Origin of the sequence: Mesoflavibacter zeaxanthinifaciens subsp. sabulilitoris, assembly GCF_014191595.1 — a bacterium.
GTDB classification, from domain to species: domain Bacteria; phylum Bacteroidota; class Bacteroidia; order Flavobacteriales; family Flavobacteriaceae; genus Mesoflavibacter; species Mesoflavibacter zeaxanthinifaciens.
In genome coordinates this window covers 435,838-452,280 of sequence record NZ_JACHWV010000001.1, presented here as the reverse complement: position 1 = coordinate 452,280, position 16,443 = coordinate 435,838, and the positions used below count along the sequence as shown (strand labels likewise).

Here is a 16,443-nt window from a genome sequence, read left to right as displayed (position 1 = left end):
TATGAATTACCCTTTTGATCCAAAATTAAAACATCATATTATTATTGGTTTGTTACTTGCTATTTGGATTTTTGTCTTTCTTTATTTTACAGAACCTTTGGACGTAGACGAGTTTGGCGATACAGAAAAACTAATATACTTGCCTGGATATGGCATAATTGGCGGTATTTCTTATCTTTTATTTTTGCCTTTACAATACAAAATATTGCCTTATAAGATAAAAAAATGGACTATTGCTAAAGAAATTGTTTTTCTGCTTACCTATACCATTATAACTCTAACGTTTGTTAGATTGTACTACTTATATGTAATTATGGATGGCATTCCAAACCCTTACACTTTGGGTTACATGCTTAAAGCTATTTTACTACCTGCAGCTGGTACTATTATACCTATAATCATAATCGCTAGATTTGCTTTTGGTAAATATTTTGAAAAACAAGTTGAAGATCAAAAAATAGAAATTAAAGGTGAAGGTAATTTTGAAGGTATAAGATTGCATTTAAATGACCTGATTAGCATACAATCTTCAGATAATTATATTGAAGTATTATATCTTTCAGGAAATGAATTAAAAAAAACCTTAATAAGAAATAAGCTTTCGGTTATAGATGAAACTTTTGAAGAATTAATTAGAACACATCGTTCATATCTTGTTAACCCATATCATTTTCAGCAATGGAAAACCGAAAAAGGAAAGCATTTTTTAATTTTAAATCATGCTATCGAAATTCCTATTTCAAAAACATATTTAAGTAGCATAAAACAACGGTTTAATTCTACCACAACAACATAACATTTCGCCCCAAAGTCAATAAAACAAAGGGTTTTATCAAGATTAGATTTTAATTTAGCAGTATCGAAGTTTAATCAAAATTTAATAAAGATGAAATCTATTGTAATGCTAATTTTAATCGTTTGTCTATCTATTTTCAACCTAAATGCACAACAACAAGTACAAAAAGAAATTGTCTTAGTCGGCACAATGCATAAGGTTCCAAAAATTGTAAAGCATAGTTATAAACCTATGCTAAGACGTGCCAAAAAATATAATCCGACAGCAATATATGTAGAGAGTCCTAAAGGAAATGACAGTTTAAGTTGGGCATATTTAAAAAATGGATGGTCTAAAAGTTATAAGCAATTCTACCATTTGTCAGATTCTATTAAAAACGTTTTTACACCAGATAGTACTAAAGTTTTATCACTTTTAGAAAAAGACTTTTCAGCCATGACGAAACAAGATTTACAATATTTACAAAAAACATTTGCTTACCATAGAGACGACGCTAATTTTGGATTTTACAGTTATATTTTAAAGCACGGCTTAAAAGGAAGTAAAAAACCAACACGTTATGAAGATGGTGATCTTACTTATAAATTAGCCATACATCAAAATATTAAACTATTAAATGCTATGGATGATCAACGAACCAACGATAAATATCATGAAGGTTGGTCTAAATGTTATAAAGAGGGAAAAAATAATGGGAATAACGCTATTATGAAAAAACTAAATAAAAAGGACTATAACTCGGCAATTTTACCTGCGATATTTAGAGGTTTAGGAAAACACACCAATAAGAAAAAATCTTTGCAAACAAGCCATCAATTAGCTGCATTTACTTACACAAAAAATATGACCGATGGTTGTAAACAAGGCGAAAAATACTGGAACGAAAGAAATATGCGTATGGCAAAAAACATCGGTGAGAGCGTAAAAGCCTCAGATAAAACACGAAATATTGTTATTGTTGGTGCTGCTCATATAATAGGGCTAGAAAAGGAATTAAAAGAAAATTATCCGCAGTTTAAAACAACGCTTGTAAACGAATTATAAAGCAAAAAACGCTAGATGCTTATCTAGCGTTTTGTTTATCTCTTTGTTTAAGTACATTTATAACATCTTCTAATTTAAACCCTTTTGCTTGCAATAACATTAAATAGTGAAATAATAAATCAGCGCTTTCATTTAAAAATAAATCGTCGTTATTGTCCTTAGCCTCAATTACAACTTCTACAGCTTCTTCGCCTACTTTTTGAGCCACTTTATTAATTCCTTTTGCAAATAATGAAGCTACATACGATTTTTCTGTGTTACCGGCTTCTACTCTACTTTGTATTGTGTTTTCTAATTGGGTTAAAAACCCATAAGTTTCGGTATTAGATTCATTCCAACATGTATCGCTTCCTGTGTGACACGTTGGTCCTTTTGGATTTACTGAAATTAATAACGTATCGTTATCGCAGTCGAGTTTTATGTCGACTAAATTTAAAACGTTACCACTTTCTTCTCCTTTGGTCCAAAGTCGGTTTTTGGTCCGGCTAAAAAAGGTCACTAAATTCGTGTCTTGGGTCTTTTTAAACGCTTCTTCATTCATATACCCCAACATTAACACATTTTTGGTTGTGGCATCTTGAATGATTGCTGGGACTAATCCGTCGTTATTTTTATTAAAATTTATGTTCATTATATTTTTACGCTTTATGAAATCCTGAATCAAGTTCAGGATGACAAGTTATAATCTAACAGAAATGCCTTCCTGTTTTAATTCTTCTTTTAAGTCTTTTATTTCTATTTCACCAAAATGAAATACACTTGCAGCCAAAGCTGCATCTGCTTTACCAACTTTAAAGGTATCTGTAAAATGTTGAATAGTTCCTGCTCCACCAGAAGCAATTATCGGAATATTTACAGTGTCTGACAGTTTAGCTAAAGCTTCGTTTGCAAATCCGTTTTTTGTTCCGTCGTTATTCATTGAAGTAAATAAGATTTCGCCTGCGCCTCTTGTTTCAACTTCTTTTGCCCAATCAATTAAATCTAATTCGGTTGGAATACTTCCTCCAGCTAAATGCACTTTCCATTGTCCGTTAACTTGTTTGGCGTCTATAGCGACCACAACACATTGGCTGCCAAATTTACTTGATAATTCGTTTACCAATTCTGGTCGTTTTACTGCTGAAGAATTGACAGATATTTTATCTGCACCAGATTTTAAAAGTACATCTACATCTTCAACACTTGAAATTCCACCACCAACGGTAAATGGAATATTGACTTGTTCGGCGACTTTCAGCACCATTTCAATCATTGTTTTTCTACCTTCTAAAGTTGCAGAAATATCTAAAAACACCAATTCATCTGCGCCTTTTACCGCATACTGTTTTGCTAATTCTACAGGATCGCCTGCGTCTCTTAAATTAACAAAATTAACGCCTTTAACGGTTCGACCGTTTTTAATATCTAGACAAGGTATGATTCGTTTTGTAAGCATAAATTCTATTCGTCATTGCGAACATAGTGAAGCAATCTTTTACAAAGAATGAGATTGCCACGCTTACACTCGCAATGACATTAATTTTTTATTATAAAAAGCGTTCTAATTCTTTCAAACTTATTCTGTTTTCGTAAATGGCTTTTCCGATTATGACTCCATCGCAACCTATGTCTGCTAAAACTTCAACATCTTCAATAGTTGTTACTCCGCCAGAAGCAATTAGTTTTACAGATTGATCTGCGCTACCATTGGTACATTGGTTGATTATTTTTTTATACAAATCTACTGATGGTCCTTGAAGCATTCCGTCTTTTGAAATATCTGTACATACCACATACTGAATACCATTTTTTTGATAATCTTGAATAAACGGAACAACCTCTAAACTACTTTCTTCTAACCAACCAGAAATAGCGATTTTCTCGTTTTTACAATCGGCACCAAGGATAATTTTTTGGGTACCGTATTTATTAATCCATCGTAAAAAAGTGTCGGTGTTTTTTACTGCTATACTACCACCTGTAATTTGTTTAGCACCAGAATTAAAAGCTATAAATACATCGTCGTCGGATTTAAGTCCACCACCAAAATCAATTTTTAAATTGGTTTTGGTTGCTACCTTTTCTAGCACTTTATAATTGACTACGTGATCTGCTTTAGCGCCTTCTAAATCTACCATATGCAAGTATTCTATGCCTGCATCTTCAAATTGTTTGGCAACTTCTAGCGGATTTTCATTGTACATTTTTGTTGTGCTGTAATCACCTTTAGTTAATCTTACGCACTTTCCTTCTATTATATCTATTGCTGGTATTATTCTCATTTTTTCGCCTTTTGCTTTTAGCTTTTAGCTAATCGTTTTATTATTTTATAAATTGATGAAATTTCTTAAGATTTGTTCGCCTGCCAAGGATGATTTTTCTGGATGAAATTGCACACCGTAAAAATTATCTTTCTGTAATGCTGAAGCGTATTCTACATCATAAGTTGTTATTGCAATTGCCTCTTGGCATTGTTCTGCATAAAAACTATGTACCAAATACATAAATTCATTCTCTTTGATATCTTTAAACAAATCTGATTGAAGGTTATTAATCGTGTTCCAACCCATTTGTGGCACTTTTACTGCGTTTGAAAAGCGTTTTACAGCTACATCAAAAATGCCTAAACCTTTTGTATGTCCTTCTTCTGTAGAGTTACACATTAATTGCATACCTAAACAAATCCCTAAAACAGGCTGTTTTAACTGCGGAATCAACGAGTCCAAACCTGATTCTTTTAGCTTTTCCATAGCACTACTCGCCTCGCCTACACCAGGAAAAATCACTTTGTCTGCTGCTTTAATTTCTTCAGGGTTATTAGTTAACAACGCTTCAAAACCTAGTCTTTTAAAGGCAAATTGAATGCTTTTGATGTTTCCTGCACCGTAATTTATGATTACTATTTTCATTTTTAAGCTTTTGGCTTTTGGCCTTTAGTTTTTAGCTAACAGCTAAACGCTAAAGACTAGAAGCTAATTACAACATTCCTTTTGTACTTGGTAAAATCATTTTTTCAACGTCACGTTTTACAGCCATTTTTATTGCTTTTGCAAATGCTTTAAAAATAGCTTCAATTTTGTGATGCTCGTTTGTGCCTTCAGCTTTAATGTTTAGGTTGCATTTTGCACCATCTGTAAAGGATTTAAAGAAATGAAAAAACATTTCGGTTGGCATTTTACCAATCATTTCGCGTTTAAAATCGGCTTCCCAAACCAGCCAGTTTCTACCACCAAAATCTATTGCAGCTTGCGCAAAACAATCGTCCATTGGTAAGCTAAAACCGTAACGTTCTATACCTAATTTGTTACCTAAAGTCGTTGCAAATACTTCACCTAAAGCAATTGCTGTATCTTCAATCGTGTGATGCTCGTCTACTTCTAAATCACCATCGACTTTAATATTTAAATCTAATTGTCCGTGACGCGCAATTTGGTCTAACATATGGTCGAAAAACGCAATACCTGTATCGATATTACTTTGTCCTGTTCCATCAAGATTTAAATCGATTTTAATCTTGGTTTCGTTGGTGTTTCTTTCGATGGTTCCTGTGCGTTCTTTAGCTTTTAAGAATTTATAGATTTCTTCCCAATCATTACTTTCTAAAGCGATAAACTTGTCTAAAGCGTCTCGTTTTACCGTAATTTCGTCTGTTCCTAAATTGGTATTGTCGTTAATAAAAATACCCTTCGAACCCAGATTTTTAGCTAATTCAACATCGGTTAATCGGTCACCAATAACAAACGAATTTTCTAAATCGTAATCTTCGCTAAAATATTTGGTCAACAAACCTGTATTTGGCTTTCTAGTTGGTGCGTTATCTTTAGCAAATGTTTTGTCAATAAACTGTTCTTCAAAAATAACACCTTCGTTTTCAAAGGATTGAATCACAAAATTATGTACTGGCCAAAACGTGTTTTCTGGATACACATCTGTTCCCAATCCATCTTGATTGGTAATCATTACTATTTCAAAATCTAATTCTTTAGCGATTTTACTTAAATACGTGAAGACTTTTGGATAAAACACCAACTTCTCAAAACTATCGATTTGCTCGTCTGTTGGTTCTTTAATTAATGTGCCGTCTCGGTCTATGAATAGTACTTTTTTCATTGTTTTTTATGTTTTCGTCAGTTCGAGTGATTTTCTTTTGAAAATCGTATCGAGAACTTTAGCATCTCGATACAATTTCTCATTCTTCGAAATCACTCGATGTGACGTTTATATATTTTTTAATACTGCAATAAACTTCTCATTTTCTTCACTTGTACCAACCGTAAAACGCAAACAGTTGTTGCAAAGTGGCTGGTTGGTTCGGTTACGAACAACAATGCCTTTTTCAACTAACTGATTGTATCGATTAGTCGCATCATCAACTTTTACTAACACAAAATTGGCTTGTGTTGGATATATAGTATCAATCCAAGTAATCGATGCTAACGCTTTAATTAACAGGCTTCTTTCTGAAATTATATTCTGAATTTCGTTTTGAACCTCTTGTTGCTTTTCTAAACGTTGAATTGCCTTTAGCTGCGTTAGTTGATTAACATTGTATGGAGGTTTTATTTTGTTTAAAATTGAAATAATTTCGGTTGAAGCGAAGCAAATCCCAAGTCTGATGCCTGCCATTCCATAAGCTTTAGATAGCGTTTGTGCAACTATCAGATTTGAAAATTCTGATAATCTCGATATCCAACTTTCATCTTCTGAAAAATCGATATACGCTTCATCAATCACTATAATTCCATTGAAATTAGTTAATAATTTTTCAATTTTTGAAGCTTCAAAACTATTCGCTGTTGGATTGTTTGGCGAACATAAAAACAACAGTTTTGTGTTGCTATTTTGAGTGTTTAAAATATCATCTACTTTTGGTTGGAAATCAGCATTCAATTCAACTGTTAAAACGTCTATAGCATTTGTATTTGCTAGTACGTTGTACATACCGTAAGTTGGTGGCAATGTGATGATATTATCTTGATTAGGCTCACAAAATGCTCTAAAAATTAAGTCTAACACTTCATCACTTCCGTTTCCTAATAAAATATTTTCGGTTGGAATGTTTTTTATGCTTGACAACATTGATTTTACATCTTTTTGTTGCGGATCTGGATAACGATTTACACCATTTTCAAACGGATTTTCATTAGCATCTAAGAAAATCATTTGGTTTGATGTTGCGTCTTTAAACTCATCTCTCGCTGAAGAATACGGCTTTAAGGCTGCGATGTTTGGTCTGACTAAGTTATTTATGTTGAAAGTTGTTTTCATTTAATTTGATTTTCGTCAGTTCGAGTGATTTTCTTTTGAAAATCGTATCGAGAACTTTTACATCTCGATACAATTTCTCATTCCTCGAAATCACTCGATGTGACGTTTGCTATATATCTTTTAATCTAATAGAAACTGCGTTTTTGTGCGCTTGTAAACCTTCTGCTTCTGCCATTAGTTCTATGGTGTTTCCTATATTTTTCAAACCTTCTTTTGTGATGTTTTGAAATGTAATTGCTTTTGTGAAACTGTCTAAATTTACACCAGAATAGGCTTTGCTAAATCCATTAGTTGGTAAGGTATGATTGGTGCCAGACGCATAATCGCCAGCACTTTCTGGTGTGTAATTACCAATAAATACTGAACCTGCATTTTGAATGCCTTCAACATAAAAGTCGTTGTTTTTAGTTGCTACAATAAAGTGTTCTGGACCATAATCATTAATTAAATCTAATGCTTCTTCATCAGTTTTCACTAAAATAGATTTTGAATTATTGATAGCTTGTTGCGCAATATCTTGTCTTGGTAATGCTTTGATTTGCGTATTGATTTCAGTTTCAACTTCATTTATAAAATTTTCAGACGTTGATACTAAAATCACTTGACTATCTGTTCCATGTTCTGCTTGACTTAATAAATCTGAAGCTACATAACTTGCATTGGCGCTATCATCTGCAACAACCAACAATTCGCTTGGTCCTGCAGGCATATCGATAGCTACACCAAATTTAGTAGCTAATTGCTTGGCAACAGTTACAAATTGGTTTCCTGGACCAAAGATTTTATAAACTTGAGGAATTGTTTCGGTTCCAAACGTTAATCCTGCAATCGCTTGAATACCGCCAACTTTTATAATTTTAGTCACACCACAAAGTTGTGCGGCGTACAAAATTTCGTTGGCAATTTTACCGTCTTTATTTGGTGGTGAACACAATACAATCTCTTTGCAACCAGCAATATTTGCTGGAATTGCTAACATTAAAACTGTTGAAAATAAAGGTGCTGTACCAGCAGGAATATAAATTCCAACTTTTTGAATAGCACGTTTTTCTTGCCAACAGGTAATTCCAACAGATGTTTCTACGCTTACCCTTTCTGTTTTTAGTGCTTTGTGAAAGGTTTCAATATTTGTCTTTGCTTGGTTAATCGCAAATTTTAATTCTGATGCTAATTTAGAAGATGCGTCCTCAATTTCTTGCTCAGTTACAAGATTAGATCGTAAATCTACGCCATCAAATAAGCTAGTATACTTATTTATTGCAGCATCACCGCTACGTTGTACGTCTTCAAAAATTTGATTGACCGTACTTTCTATATCGTTAACGGTTTGTGTTGGTCGCTTTAAAATTTCTGACCACGTTGTTTTATTTGGGTATTTTATTGTTTTCATATTCATTTCCCACGAAAGTGGGAATCTTTTTTAGTGTTGTTGTGTTATTACGTTTTTGCTTCTGGATAAAAAGACTTCGACAAGCTCAGTCTGACAATTATATTTCTTTGAGATGCTGAATCAAGTTCAGCATGACAATGACTTAAAGTACCATATTTTCAATTGGACAAACTAATATACCTTCTGCTCCATTGTCTTTTAATTCGTCAATAATTTCCCAGAAATCGTTTTTATTGATTACAGAATGCAGTGAGCTCCAACCTTCTTCGGCTAACGGTAAAACGGTTGGACTTTTCATTCCTGGTAAAATATTTATAATGTCGTCCACTTTGTTATTTGGCGCATTAAGTAAGACATAGCGTGAGTTTCTAGCTTTTAAAACCGATTGTAACCTAAACTGTAACTTGTTTAAAATCGCTTGATTTTCAGATGAAATTTGAGGTGAAACTGCAAGTACAGCTTCAGATTTTAAAATGACTTCAACTTCTTTAAGATTGTTTTTAAATAAGGTGCTTCCGCTAGAAACGATATCTACAATTGCGTCTGCTAATCCAATGTTTGGTGCGATTTCTACAGAACCGTTAATGATGTGCAAATTCGCTTTGACATTGTTGTCTTTTAAGAATTGGTTGACTGTGTTTGGGTACGATGTTGCGATACGTTTTCCTTCTAAATCTTTAATGGAATTATAGCTTTTTCCTTTAGGAATCGCTACAGACACTTTACAGCTAGAAAACCCTAATTTTTCTGCAACAGTGATGTCTTGTCCTTTTTCTACCAAAACGTTTTCTCCAATAATAGCGACGTCTACAACGCCATCTTTTAAGTACTGAGGAATGTCTCCGTTACGTAAATAAAAGACTTCTAATGGGAAGTTTTTAGCCGAAGCTTTAAGCTGGTCTTTACCATTATCGATAGAAATACCAACATCTTTAAGGATTTTCATAGAATCCTCATTTAATCGTCCTGATTTTTGAATTGCAATTTTTAGTTTACTCATTTTTCTTTTTTAGTTAAAAGTGTTTGAGTAAATCTTTTTTGGGTAAGATTCCTGTTTTAACAGGAATGAAAAAAACCGCTTGATTTACTCAAACGGTTTTAAAAATATCTTGGTTTTATTCAATACATTTCTAGCTCGCTTGAGTGCAAGTATGGAAATGATGATGATGTAATTGAATAAAAGTCATGTCTTGTTTTGTTCTGTACAAAGATTGTAAATTAATATTTAAAATTCCAAATTATGAAATGTTAAAATTAATTTAATTATTATTGATTACCTAAAATAATAGGCATTCCGCTTTCGCCAGAACCAATTATAACTACTTTACTATTAGGTGATTCTGCTAATTTATTAGTAGCTTCAATACCTTTGTCTTGAAGAATTTTATCTGTTAAAGAAGCACTTAAAATTCTATTAGCATCTGCTTTACCTTGTGCCTCGATACGTTGTTTTTGAGCTTCTTTTTCAGCAGTAACTAATCTAAATTCATACTCTAAGGATTCTTGTTCTTGTCTAAGTTTTCTTTCTATTGCTTCTTTAATTGTAGGAGGTAACGTAACATCTCTAATCAAGACATTATTAAGTTGAATGTATTGACTTTCTACAATTTTTCTAGTTTCTTCAAAAATTTCTTCTTGAATAGCATCTCTTTTAGTAGAATATAGTTGTTCTGGAGTATAACGACCTACTACACTTCTTGCAGCACTTCTTATAGCAGGTTGTAAAACTCTGCTTAAATAATTTTCTCCTTTCTCATTATGCAATTTTCCTAAGTTTTTAACATCTGGTTCGTATAGCACCGATGCATCTAATTTTATATCTAATCCATTAGATGATAATACAGACATTTTTTCTGGAATTTCTTGCTGACGTGTTTCGTAATCTATAACTCTATTCCATGGAGCAATTATATGAAAACCTGGACCTAAAGGTGCTTTATTAGAGTCTACTCCATCTCCTAAAGTTTCATATAAAACTGCAGCATGACCTGCATCTATGGTGACAGCAGATTTAGCTATGATAATTATAAATATAACTCCCGCAATTATAAAAGGGAATGCAATTTTTGGTAATCTTTCCATTGTAATTTTTATTTTAAATTAATCCTTTATATTTCCTGATAAACCATTCTAAAGCTAAGCATAATGCTATAAAAAATAGTAGATAATACCAGTCTATCAAAGGTACAACTCTTTTATTGGTTTTAAGAATTGGCTGATAGCGATTATCTGATAATAAACTATCTGCCAAAGTAGAAGTGTTATCAATAAAATAAGCTTGACCTTTACTATTAGTAGCAACTTGTTGTAACTTTGTTACATTAGCGTTTAAAAATTGTTGCTCTACATTAAATGGTATAATTTTAAAATTACCTGACGATGATAATTTATCTGTAGTAGAACTAACTGTAAAACTGTAATCTCCAGCGTCTAAACCATTTAAATTAACTTGATAACTGTTGTTTTTTAATATTAATGGTCTTGATATTTTTTGATTAGTGTCCTTATTATTAAGTGAAATATTTAAGTTTTCAGTTGCATCAAATTCGTAGTTTTTATTGAAATATTGTGCGCTGATAACAATTTTATCACTACCGTTATAAAATGAATTATAATCGACTGTCAACCTATTTTTACGTTGATTTGAAGCTAAATACTGCACCATTTTACCAATAAAAGCATCAAACGCTTCAAACGACTGATCGTTTAAATAGTTTTGAGAACGCCATTTCCATAGGTTTTCTCCAAAAAGAATCGCTTCTCTTCTACCATTAGTTTCAAAAGTTGCTAAAAGAGGCTCGTTTGTTGGAATACCAGAAACGGTTTTATTCAAAATAGATTGGTAAGGCACAGAAAAATTTGGTACGCCAAAATTAGATTTTAATGGAGGAAAGCTTTCAAAACCGATATCATCTACAATAAAATTGCTATAATTTTGATTAAGGTTAGCTTGATAATCTTCGGTTTGAGATGTGATTTCTAAGTTATAATTTTTGGATACCGAATTTAAGAATCTCCAATCTGTTTTTACTCCAGAAATCACCCATTTATTTTTATTTTGAACTTCTAAAGCTTCATATAATTGTTTAAATGAATTGCTTGGTTGATACAGTATAATTAATTGAAAATCATTTAATTGATTTAAAGTTTCATTTGGTTTTAAAAATGAAACTTCGCGCTGCTCATTGCTTTCAATACTTTTTTTAATAGCACCTAAATCTGGGTGCAAAACAGTGCTAACAACTGCAACTTTTGTCTTTTGATCAATAACTTCTACAGCAAAATTTTTATGATTATTAATCTTATTTTTTTCAGTTGAAATTGGAACTATTTGAGCTTGATAACTTTTAACACCAACAGAAGATGCTGGTAAAGTAGTATTAATGATTTGTGATGATTTGTCTTTTGAAAATGTAATTGTCTTTGAATATACCACTTTACCGTTTTGTGTAATAGTAAAGTTTTTAGTTACTGTTTCATTTCCGTTATAAACAATAATAGCTTCAACTGGAAATCTATTTTTTAAATACGCATATTTATTGACATTTAACTGACTAATTTTTAAATCGGCATACGTTATGGTATCACCCAATATAATTGGATATATAGGTTGTTTATAGTTGTTAGCAGAAAATTGATAATCGCTACCTATAGTTTGATTTCCATCAGAAATTAATAGTGTTGGTGCTGTTGTATTTTTATAGATTTCTGATAAATCTCTAAATACTTTATTTAGGTTGGTTTGTTGGTCTTTAAAATTTAAACTATCTGATGTGTTTAATTGATTTCCAAAAGTGAAATATCCAACATTAAACTTATCATTAATCTTTTGATTTTCTTTTAGTTGACTTATAAATTCAAATTCTTTTTCATTTTGTTTTAAATGAGAAATAGATGCTGAATTATCTGCTACAATAACTAAATTAGGTTTTTCTGTATATGTAGAATTTTGTTCAAATTTAGGATTAATTAAAAGCAAAAACACAGAAAAAAAGGTGAAAAACCTTAAAAAAACAAAAAGCGCATTGTCTTTTAATGCGCTTTTTGTTTTGTATTTATACTGGAAAAGCGCTAAAAGTAGCGCTATAATTCCTGCTAATATGATTAATAATATATCTTGTGTAGACATCTTTTAATATATGAAGTACTATTTTGTTATAGATAAATAGTATTTCAAAAAAAAATCTAGGATGAAAATTTACGTTAACATTCCGCCATCAACGTTAATCGTTTGTCCTGTTACGTAAGCAGACATATCACTAGCTAAAAACACACAAGCATTTGCAATATCTTCTGGCGTACCACCACGTTTTAATGGTATAGCATCACGCCAACCTTGCACAGTTTTTTCGTCTAATTTTCCTGTCATTTCAGTTTCGATAAAGCCAGGTGCAATTACGTTACTTCTAATATTTCTAGAACCTAACTCTAAAGCTACAGACTTAGAAAAACCAATAATACCAGCTTTACTTGCTGCATAGTTAGTTTGTCCTGCATTACCTTTAACACCAACAACAGAACTCATATTGATAATAGATCCTTTACGTTGTTTAAGCATAGTACGTTGCACAGCTTTTGTCATGTTAAATACAGATTTAAGGTTTACTTCGATTACTTTATCAAAATCTTCTTCGCCCATACGCATTAACAAGTTATCTTTAGTAATACCGGCATTATTTACTAACACATCAATACTACCAAATTCAGCTAACACATCTTCTGCTAATTTTTGAGCTTCTTCAAAACTAGCAGCGTTACTTTGATATCCTTTAGCTTTAACACCTAAAGCGTTTAGCTCTTCTTCTAATTCATTTGCTGCTTCAACAGAAGAGCTATATGTAAATGCTATATTTGCTCCGTTTTGAGCAAAGACTTGTGCTATTCCTTTTCCTATTCCTCTTGAAGCACCTGTAATAATAGCTGTTTTATTTTCTAAAAGTTTCATTTATAATTCTGTTTTCAATTAGTATTTCAAATATAGTTATTTAGAATGTTATTGATAAGAAAAAGCCTCATAATTGTCATAAAATTATGAGGCTTTAAATAGTTTATGTTATTGGGCTTATCCCATTACTTCTGCTACTTTTTTACCTATTTCTGCTGGAGAATCTACTACGTGGATTCCGCAATCTCTCATAATAGCTTTTTTAGCTTGAGCAGTATCATCAGATCCACCAACAATTGCTCCTGCATGCCCCATTGTACGACCAGCTGGCGCAGTTTCACCTGCAATAAATCCAACGATTGGTTTTTTACTTCCTGAAGCTTTATACCAATTAGCTGCGTCTGCTTCTAATTGTCCACCAATTTCACCAATCATAACAACACACTCGGTTTCAGGATCATTAATTAATAATTCTACAGCTTCTTTAGTTGTAGTACCGATAATTGGATCACCACCAATACCAATTGCTGTAGTAATACCTAAACCTTGTTTTACAACTTGGTCTGCAGCTTCGTAAGTTAATGTTCCTGATTTAGAAACAATACCTACTTTTCCTTGTTTAAATACAAAACCTGGCATGATACCAACTTTTGCTTCACCTGGTGTAATTACACCTGGACAGTTAGGACCTACTAAACGACAGTCTTTACCTTTGATATAATCTGCAGCTTTAATCATGTCTGCTACAGGAATTCCTTCTGTAATACAAATAATTACTTTAATACCAGCGTCTGCCGATTCCATAATAGCATCTGCTGCAAATGCTGGTGGAACAAATATGATTGAAGTGTCTGCTCCTACTTTTTCTACAGCTTCTGATACTGTGTTAAATACAGGTCTATCTAAGTGAGATTGACCACCTTTACCTGGTGTTACACCACCAACAACGTTGGTACCGTATTCTATCATTTGACCAGCGTGGAAAGTACCTTCGCTACCTGTAAAACCTTGAACTATTATTTTTGAATCTTTGTTTACTAAAACGCTCATGTTTTGTATTATTAAGAATTTGTAAATGTTTTTATTTTTTTGTGTAACAAAAATAAGTTTTTGATTGCTATTACTAAAGTATTTTTAAACTTTAATTTCAGAAAATGAGTTTAAATTTTGAGAATTTTCGTCTGCTAGCTGACTTATTTCATGTCCTCTATAAAGTTGTCCATTTTTAATTTCCCAAATTGAAATAAAATGCGCTAAAGGTTCTTCATCTTCAGGTTTTTCAATTGAAGTTACATAAATGGTATATCTTGCTGTTACTGTATTATTATCCTCTAACAAATGACTAAGCTTGTAATTAAATGAATGAAATGCTTTTTTTAAGGTTTCTATTCGCTCTTTAATCATTTTATAATCAGAACACATGTAGCCTTTACTACTATTCCAATGCAATAAGCAATCTTTATGAATAAACTTTATGGCTTCGTTATCTTTAGCTAAGTCTAAACTATAAAATGATTTTACAACCTCTTTTGCTGTCATTACTTTTCTTTTAATTGTTTTAAAATTTCAGGAATTTTTTTGACGTATGCTAAATCTTTCAGTTTCTCTCTAGATTCTTCTATTGGCGTGCCAAAATACGATTTTCCGCCTGCAATAGATTTTGTAACACCTGTTTGCCCTAATACATTGGCTTTTTTACCAATAGTTATACCACTAGTTGTACCAACTTGTCCCCAAAGCGTAACTTCATCTTCAATAATACAACAACCTGCTATGCCTGTTTGAGAAGCTATTAAGCATTTTTTACCTATTACAGTATCATGACCAACTTGAATTTGGTTATCTAGTTTAGATCCTTCACCAATAGTAGTATCTCCAGTAACACCACGATCGATGCTACACATAGCACCAATATCTACATTATCTTTAATGATAACGCGTCCACCAGATTTTAATTGATCAAAACCTTCTGGTCTGTTTTTATAGTAAAAAGCACTTGCTCCTAACACACAACCTGCATGTATGGTAACGTTGTTACCTATAATTGTATCATCGTAAATACTTACATTAGAATGAATGACACAATTATCACCAATAGTCACGTTATTTCCTATAAAACAATTTGGTTGAATTATGGTATTTTTTCCAATTTTAGCAGTATCTGAAATTGCAGAACTTGAAGGTGTAAATGGTTTAAAATGATTAGTTAGCTTATTGAAATCTCTAAAAGGATCATCACTAATTAATAAAGCTTTTCCTTCTGGACAATCTACTTCTTTATTAATAAGTATTATTGTTGCTGCGCTATTTAAAGCTTTGTCGTAATATTTTGGATGATCTACAAATACGATATCTCCAGGTTCTACAACATGAATTTCATTCATGCCTAAAACTTCAAAGTTTTCATTGCCAACAAACTCGCAATTAATTAGTTGCGCTATTTGCTGAAGTGTATGAGGTTTTGGGAATTTCATTTTAAAAAAACAAAAGAGTTAAATTATTCTTTAACTCTTTCTTTATAAGTTCCTTTTTCTGTTTCAACCTTAATTTTATCACCTTCATTTATAAATAAAGGTACATTAACAGTTGCACCAGTTTCTACAGTTGCAGGTTTTGTAGCATTTGTTGCTGTATTACCTTTAACTCCAGGTTCTGTCGCTGTTACTTCTAAAATTACTGTAGCAGGCATATCTACAGAAAGTGGCATATTATCTTCAGAGTTTATCTGAATAGTTACCACTTCTCCTTCTTTCATTAAATCTGGTCTATCTAAAGCAGATTCTAAAAGTCTAATTTGAGTATAATCCGCTTCGTTCATAAAATGATAAAACTCACCATCATTATATAAGTATTGAAATTTGTGAGTTTCCACTCTTACATCGTCAAGTTTATGACCTGCAGAAAATGTATTATCTAATACTTTACCTGTAGTTACACTTTTTAATTTTGTTCTAACAAATGCAGGACCTTTACCAGGTTTTACATGTAAAAACTCAATGATTTTATATATATCATTGTTATATCTAATACATAAACCGTTTCTAATATCTGATGTTGTTGCCATTATTTACTTTTAATTTG

17 protein-coding genes are annotated in these 16,443 nt (G+C 32.1%); 2 read left to right on the top strand and 15 right to left on the bottom strand.

The genetic code is table 11. The features are described from left to right. Position 1 precedes the first annotated feature (1 nt). Entirely contained in the window at positions 2-796 is a 795-nt protein-coding gene (locus tag FHS04_RS02130) for a LytTR family DNA-binding domain-containing protein (protein ID WP_106677766.1), read from the top strand. 90 nt (positions 797-886) lie between these two features. After that, positions 887-1,840 carry a DUF5694 domain-containing protein gene (locus FHS04_RS02125; RefSeq protein WP_106677768.1) on the top strand — a complete coding sequence of 318 codons (954 nt, stop codon included), beginning with the start codon at positions 887-889 and terminating at the stop codon, positions 1,838-1,840. A 19-nt stretch (positions 1,841-1,859) separates the two neighbouring features. Here FHS04_RS02125 and hisIE read toward each other — a convergent pair whose 3' ends face one another. The 15 genes from hisIE to efp all read right to left on the bottom strand — a co-directional run bounded on the left by hisIE (position 1,860) and on the right by efp (position 16,426). Then, complete coding sequence (gene hisIE / locus FHS04_RS02120) at positions 1,860-2,471, bottom strand: bifunctional phosphoribosyl-AMP cyclohydrolase/phosphoribosyl-ATP diphosphatase HisIE (protein ID WP_106677770.1); 612 nt, start codon at positions 2,469-2,471, stop codon at positions 1,860-1,862. Between the two features lie 48 nt (positions 2,472-2,519). Then, positions 2,520-3,275, bottom strand: a complete 756-nt coding sequence (hisF, locus tag FHS04_RS02115; RefSeq protein ID WP_106677774.1) for an imidazole glycerol phosphate synthase subunit HisF — start codon at positions 3,273-3,275, stop codon at positions 2,520-2,522. A gap of 91 nt (positions 3,276-3,366) precedes the next feature. Next, the gene (gene hisA, locus FHS04_RS02110) at positions 3,367-4,101 is read right to left on the bottom strand and encodes a 1-(5-phosphoribosyl)-5-[(5-phosphoribosylamino)methylideneamino]imidazole-4-carboxamide isomerase (protein ID WP_106677778.1); all 735 of its coding nucleotides are present in this window, start codon (positions 4,099-4,101) and stop codon (positions 3,367-3,369) included. A gap of 45 nt (positions 4,102-4,146) precedes the next feature. Beyond that, complete coding sequence (gene hisH / locus FHS04_RS02105; protein ID WP_106677781.1) at positions 4,147-4,728, bottom strand: imidazole glycerol phosphate synthase subunit HisH; 582 nt, start codon at positions 4,726-4,728, stop codon at positions 4,147-4,149. A 67-nt stretch (positions 4,729-4,795) separates the two neighbouring features. Further along, positions 4,796-5,929 (bottom strand): bifunctional histidinol-phosphatase/imidazoleglycerol-phosphate dehydratase HisB, encoded by a 1,134-nt coding sequence (gene hisB, locus FHS04_RS02100; RefSeq protein ID WP_106677785.1) that lies wholly within the window; start codon positions 5,927-5,929, stop codon positions 4,796-4,798. Between the two features lie 108 nt (positions 5,930-6,037). After that, positions 6,038-7,087, bottom strand: coding sequence for a histidinol-phosphate transaminase (gene hisC, locus FHS04_RS02095; RefSeq protein ID WP_106677788.1), 1,050 nt, complete (start codon positions 7,085-7,087; stop codon positions 6,038-6,040). Positions 7,088-7,196: 109 nt separating this feature from the next. Beyond that, positions 7,197-8,477: a histidinol dehydrogenase gene (gene hisD, locus FHS04_RS02090; protein ID WP_106677790.1), complete on the bottom strand. Its 1,281-nt coding sequence runs from the start codon at positions 8,475-8,477 to the stop codon at positions 7,197-7,199. A 142-nt stretch (positions 8,478-8,619) separates the two neighbouring features. Continuing rightward, positions 8,620-9,477: an ATP phosphoribosyltransferase gene (gene hisG / locus FHS04_RS02085; RefSeq protein ID WP_106677793.1), complete on the bottom strand. Its 858-nt coding sequence runs from the start codon at positions 9,475-9,477 to the stop codon at positions 8,620-8,622. A 266-nt stretch (positions 9,478-9,743) separates the two neighbouring features. After that, entirely contained in the window at positions 9,744-10,559 is an 816-nt protein-coding gene (locus FHS04_RS02080; RefSeq protein WP_027878976.1) for a prohibitin family protein, read from the bottom strand. Positions 10,560-10,572: 13 nt separating this feature from the next. Beyond that, positions 10,573-12,606 carry a hypothetical protein gene (locus FHS04_RS02075; protein ID WP_106677796.1) on the bottom strand — a complete coding sequence of 678 codons (2,034 nt, stop codon included), beginning with the start codon at positions 12,604-12,606 and terminating at the stop codon, positions 10,573-10,575. Between the two features lie 69 nt (positions 12,607-12,675). Beyond that, complete coding sequence (gene fabG, locus FHS04_RS02070; RefSeq protein ID WP_027878974.1) at positions 12,676-13,422, bottom strand: 3-oxoacyl-[acyl-carrier-protein] reductase; 747 nt, start codon at positions 13,420-13,422, stop codon at positions 12,676-12,678. A gap of 117 nt (positions 13,423-13,539) precedes the next feature. Next, the gene (gene sucD / locus FHS04_RS02065; RefSeq protein WP_106677801.1) at positions 13,540-14,412 is read right to left on the bottom strand and encodes a succinate--CoA ligase subunit alpha; all 873 of its coding nucleotides are present in this window, start codon (positions 14,410-14,412) and stop codon (positions 13,540-13,542) included. An 84-nt stretch (positions 14,413-14,496) separates the two neighbouring features. Next, entirely contained in the window at positions 14,497-14,901 is a 405-nt protein-coding gene (locus FHS04_RS02060; RefSeq protein WP_106677802.1) for a nuclear transport factor 2 family protein, read from the bottom strand. Beyond that, on the bottom strand, positions 14,901-15,836 hold the full coding sequence (locus tag FHS04_RS02055; RefSeq protein WP_106677804.1) for a UDP-3-O-(3-hydroxymyristoyl)glucosamine N-acyltransferase: 936 nt from the start codon (positions 15,834-15,836) through the stop codon (positions 14,901-14,903). The genes FHS04_RS02060 and FHS04_RS02055 overlap by 1 nt, the downstream gene beginning before the upstream one ends. Before the next feature lie 23 nt (positions 15,837-15,859). After that, complete coding sequence (efp, locus tag FHS04_RS02050; RefSeq protein ID WP_106677806.1) at positions 15,860-16,426, bottom strand: elongation factor P; 567 nt, start codon at positions 16,424-16,426, stop codon at positions 15,860-15,862. Positions 16,427-16,443 lie beyond the last annotated feature (17 nt).

What these genes read in the sequence shown, in the direction of transcription:
- FHS04_RS02125 (WP_106677768.1), top strand. Translation starts at nt 887, where the DNA reads ATGAAATCTATTGTAATGCTAATTTTAATCGTTTGTCTATCTATTTTC.
- hisF (WP_106677774.1), bottom strand. Translation starts at nt 3,275, where the DNA reads ATGCTTACAAAACGAATCATACCTTGTCTAGATATTAAAAACGGTCGA.
- FHS04_RS02060 (WP_106677802.1), bottom strand. Translation starts at nt 14,901, where the DNA reads ATGACAGCAAAAGAGGTTGTAAAATCATTTTATAGTTTAGACTTAGCT.
- hisG (WP_106677793.1), bottom strand. Translation starts at nt 9,477, where the DNA reads ATGAGTAAACTAAAAATTGCAATTCAAAAATCAGGACGATTAAATGAG.
- hisA (WP_106677778.1), bottom strand. Translation starts at nt 4,101, where the DNA reads ATGAGAATAATACCAGCAATAGATATAATAGAAGGAAAGTGCGTAAGA.
- hisC (WP_106677788.1), bottom strand. Translation starts at nt 7,087, where the DNA reads ATGAAAACAACTTTCAACATAAATAACTTAGTCAGACCAAACATCGCA.
- sucD (WP_106677801.1), bottom strand. Translation starts at nt 14,412, where the DNA reads ATGAGCGTTTTAGTAAACAAAGATTCAAAAATAATAGTTCAAGGTTTT.
- hisD (WP_106677790.1), bottom strand. Translation starts at nt 8,477, where the DNA reads ATGAAAACAATAAAATACCCAAATAAAACAACGTGGTCAGAAATTTTA.
- efp (WP_106677806.1), bottom strand. Translation starts at nt 16,426, where the DNA reads ATGGCAACAACATCAGATATTAGAAACGGTTTATGTATTAGATATAAC.
- hisIE (WP_106677770.1), bottom strand. Translation starts at nt 2,471, where the DNA reads ATGAACATAAATTTTAATAAAAATAACGACGGATTAGTCCCAGCAATC.
- hisH (WP_106677781.1), bottom strand. Translation starts at nt 4,728, where the DNA reads ATGAAAATAGTAATCATAAATTACGGTGCAGGAAACATCAAAAGCATT.
- fabG (WP_027878974.1), bottom strand. Translation starts at nt 13,422, where the DNA reads ATGAAACTTTTAGAAAATAAAACAGCTATTATTACAGGTGCTTCAAGA.
- hisB (WP_106677785.1), bottom strand. Translation starts at nt 5,929, where the DNA reads ATGAAAAAAGTACTATTCATAGACCGAGACGGCACATTAATTAAAGAA.
- FHS04_RS02130 (WP_106677766.1), top strand. Translation starts at nt 2, where the DNA reads ATGAATTACCCTTTTGATCCAAAATTAAAACATCATATTATTATTGGT.
- FHS04_RS02055 (WP_106677804.1), bottom strand. Translation starts at nt 15,836, where the DNA reads ATGAAATTCCCAAAACCTCATACACTTCAGCAAATAGCGCAACTAATT.
- FHS04_RS02075 (WP_106677796.1), bottom strand. Translation starts at nt 12,606, where the DNA reads ATGTCTACACAAGATATATTATTAATCATATTAGCAGGAATTATAGCG.
- FHS04_RS02080 (WP_027878976.1), bottom strand. Translation starts at nt 10,559, where the DNA reads ATGGAAAGATTACCAAAAATTGCATTCCCTTTTATAATTGCGGGAGTT.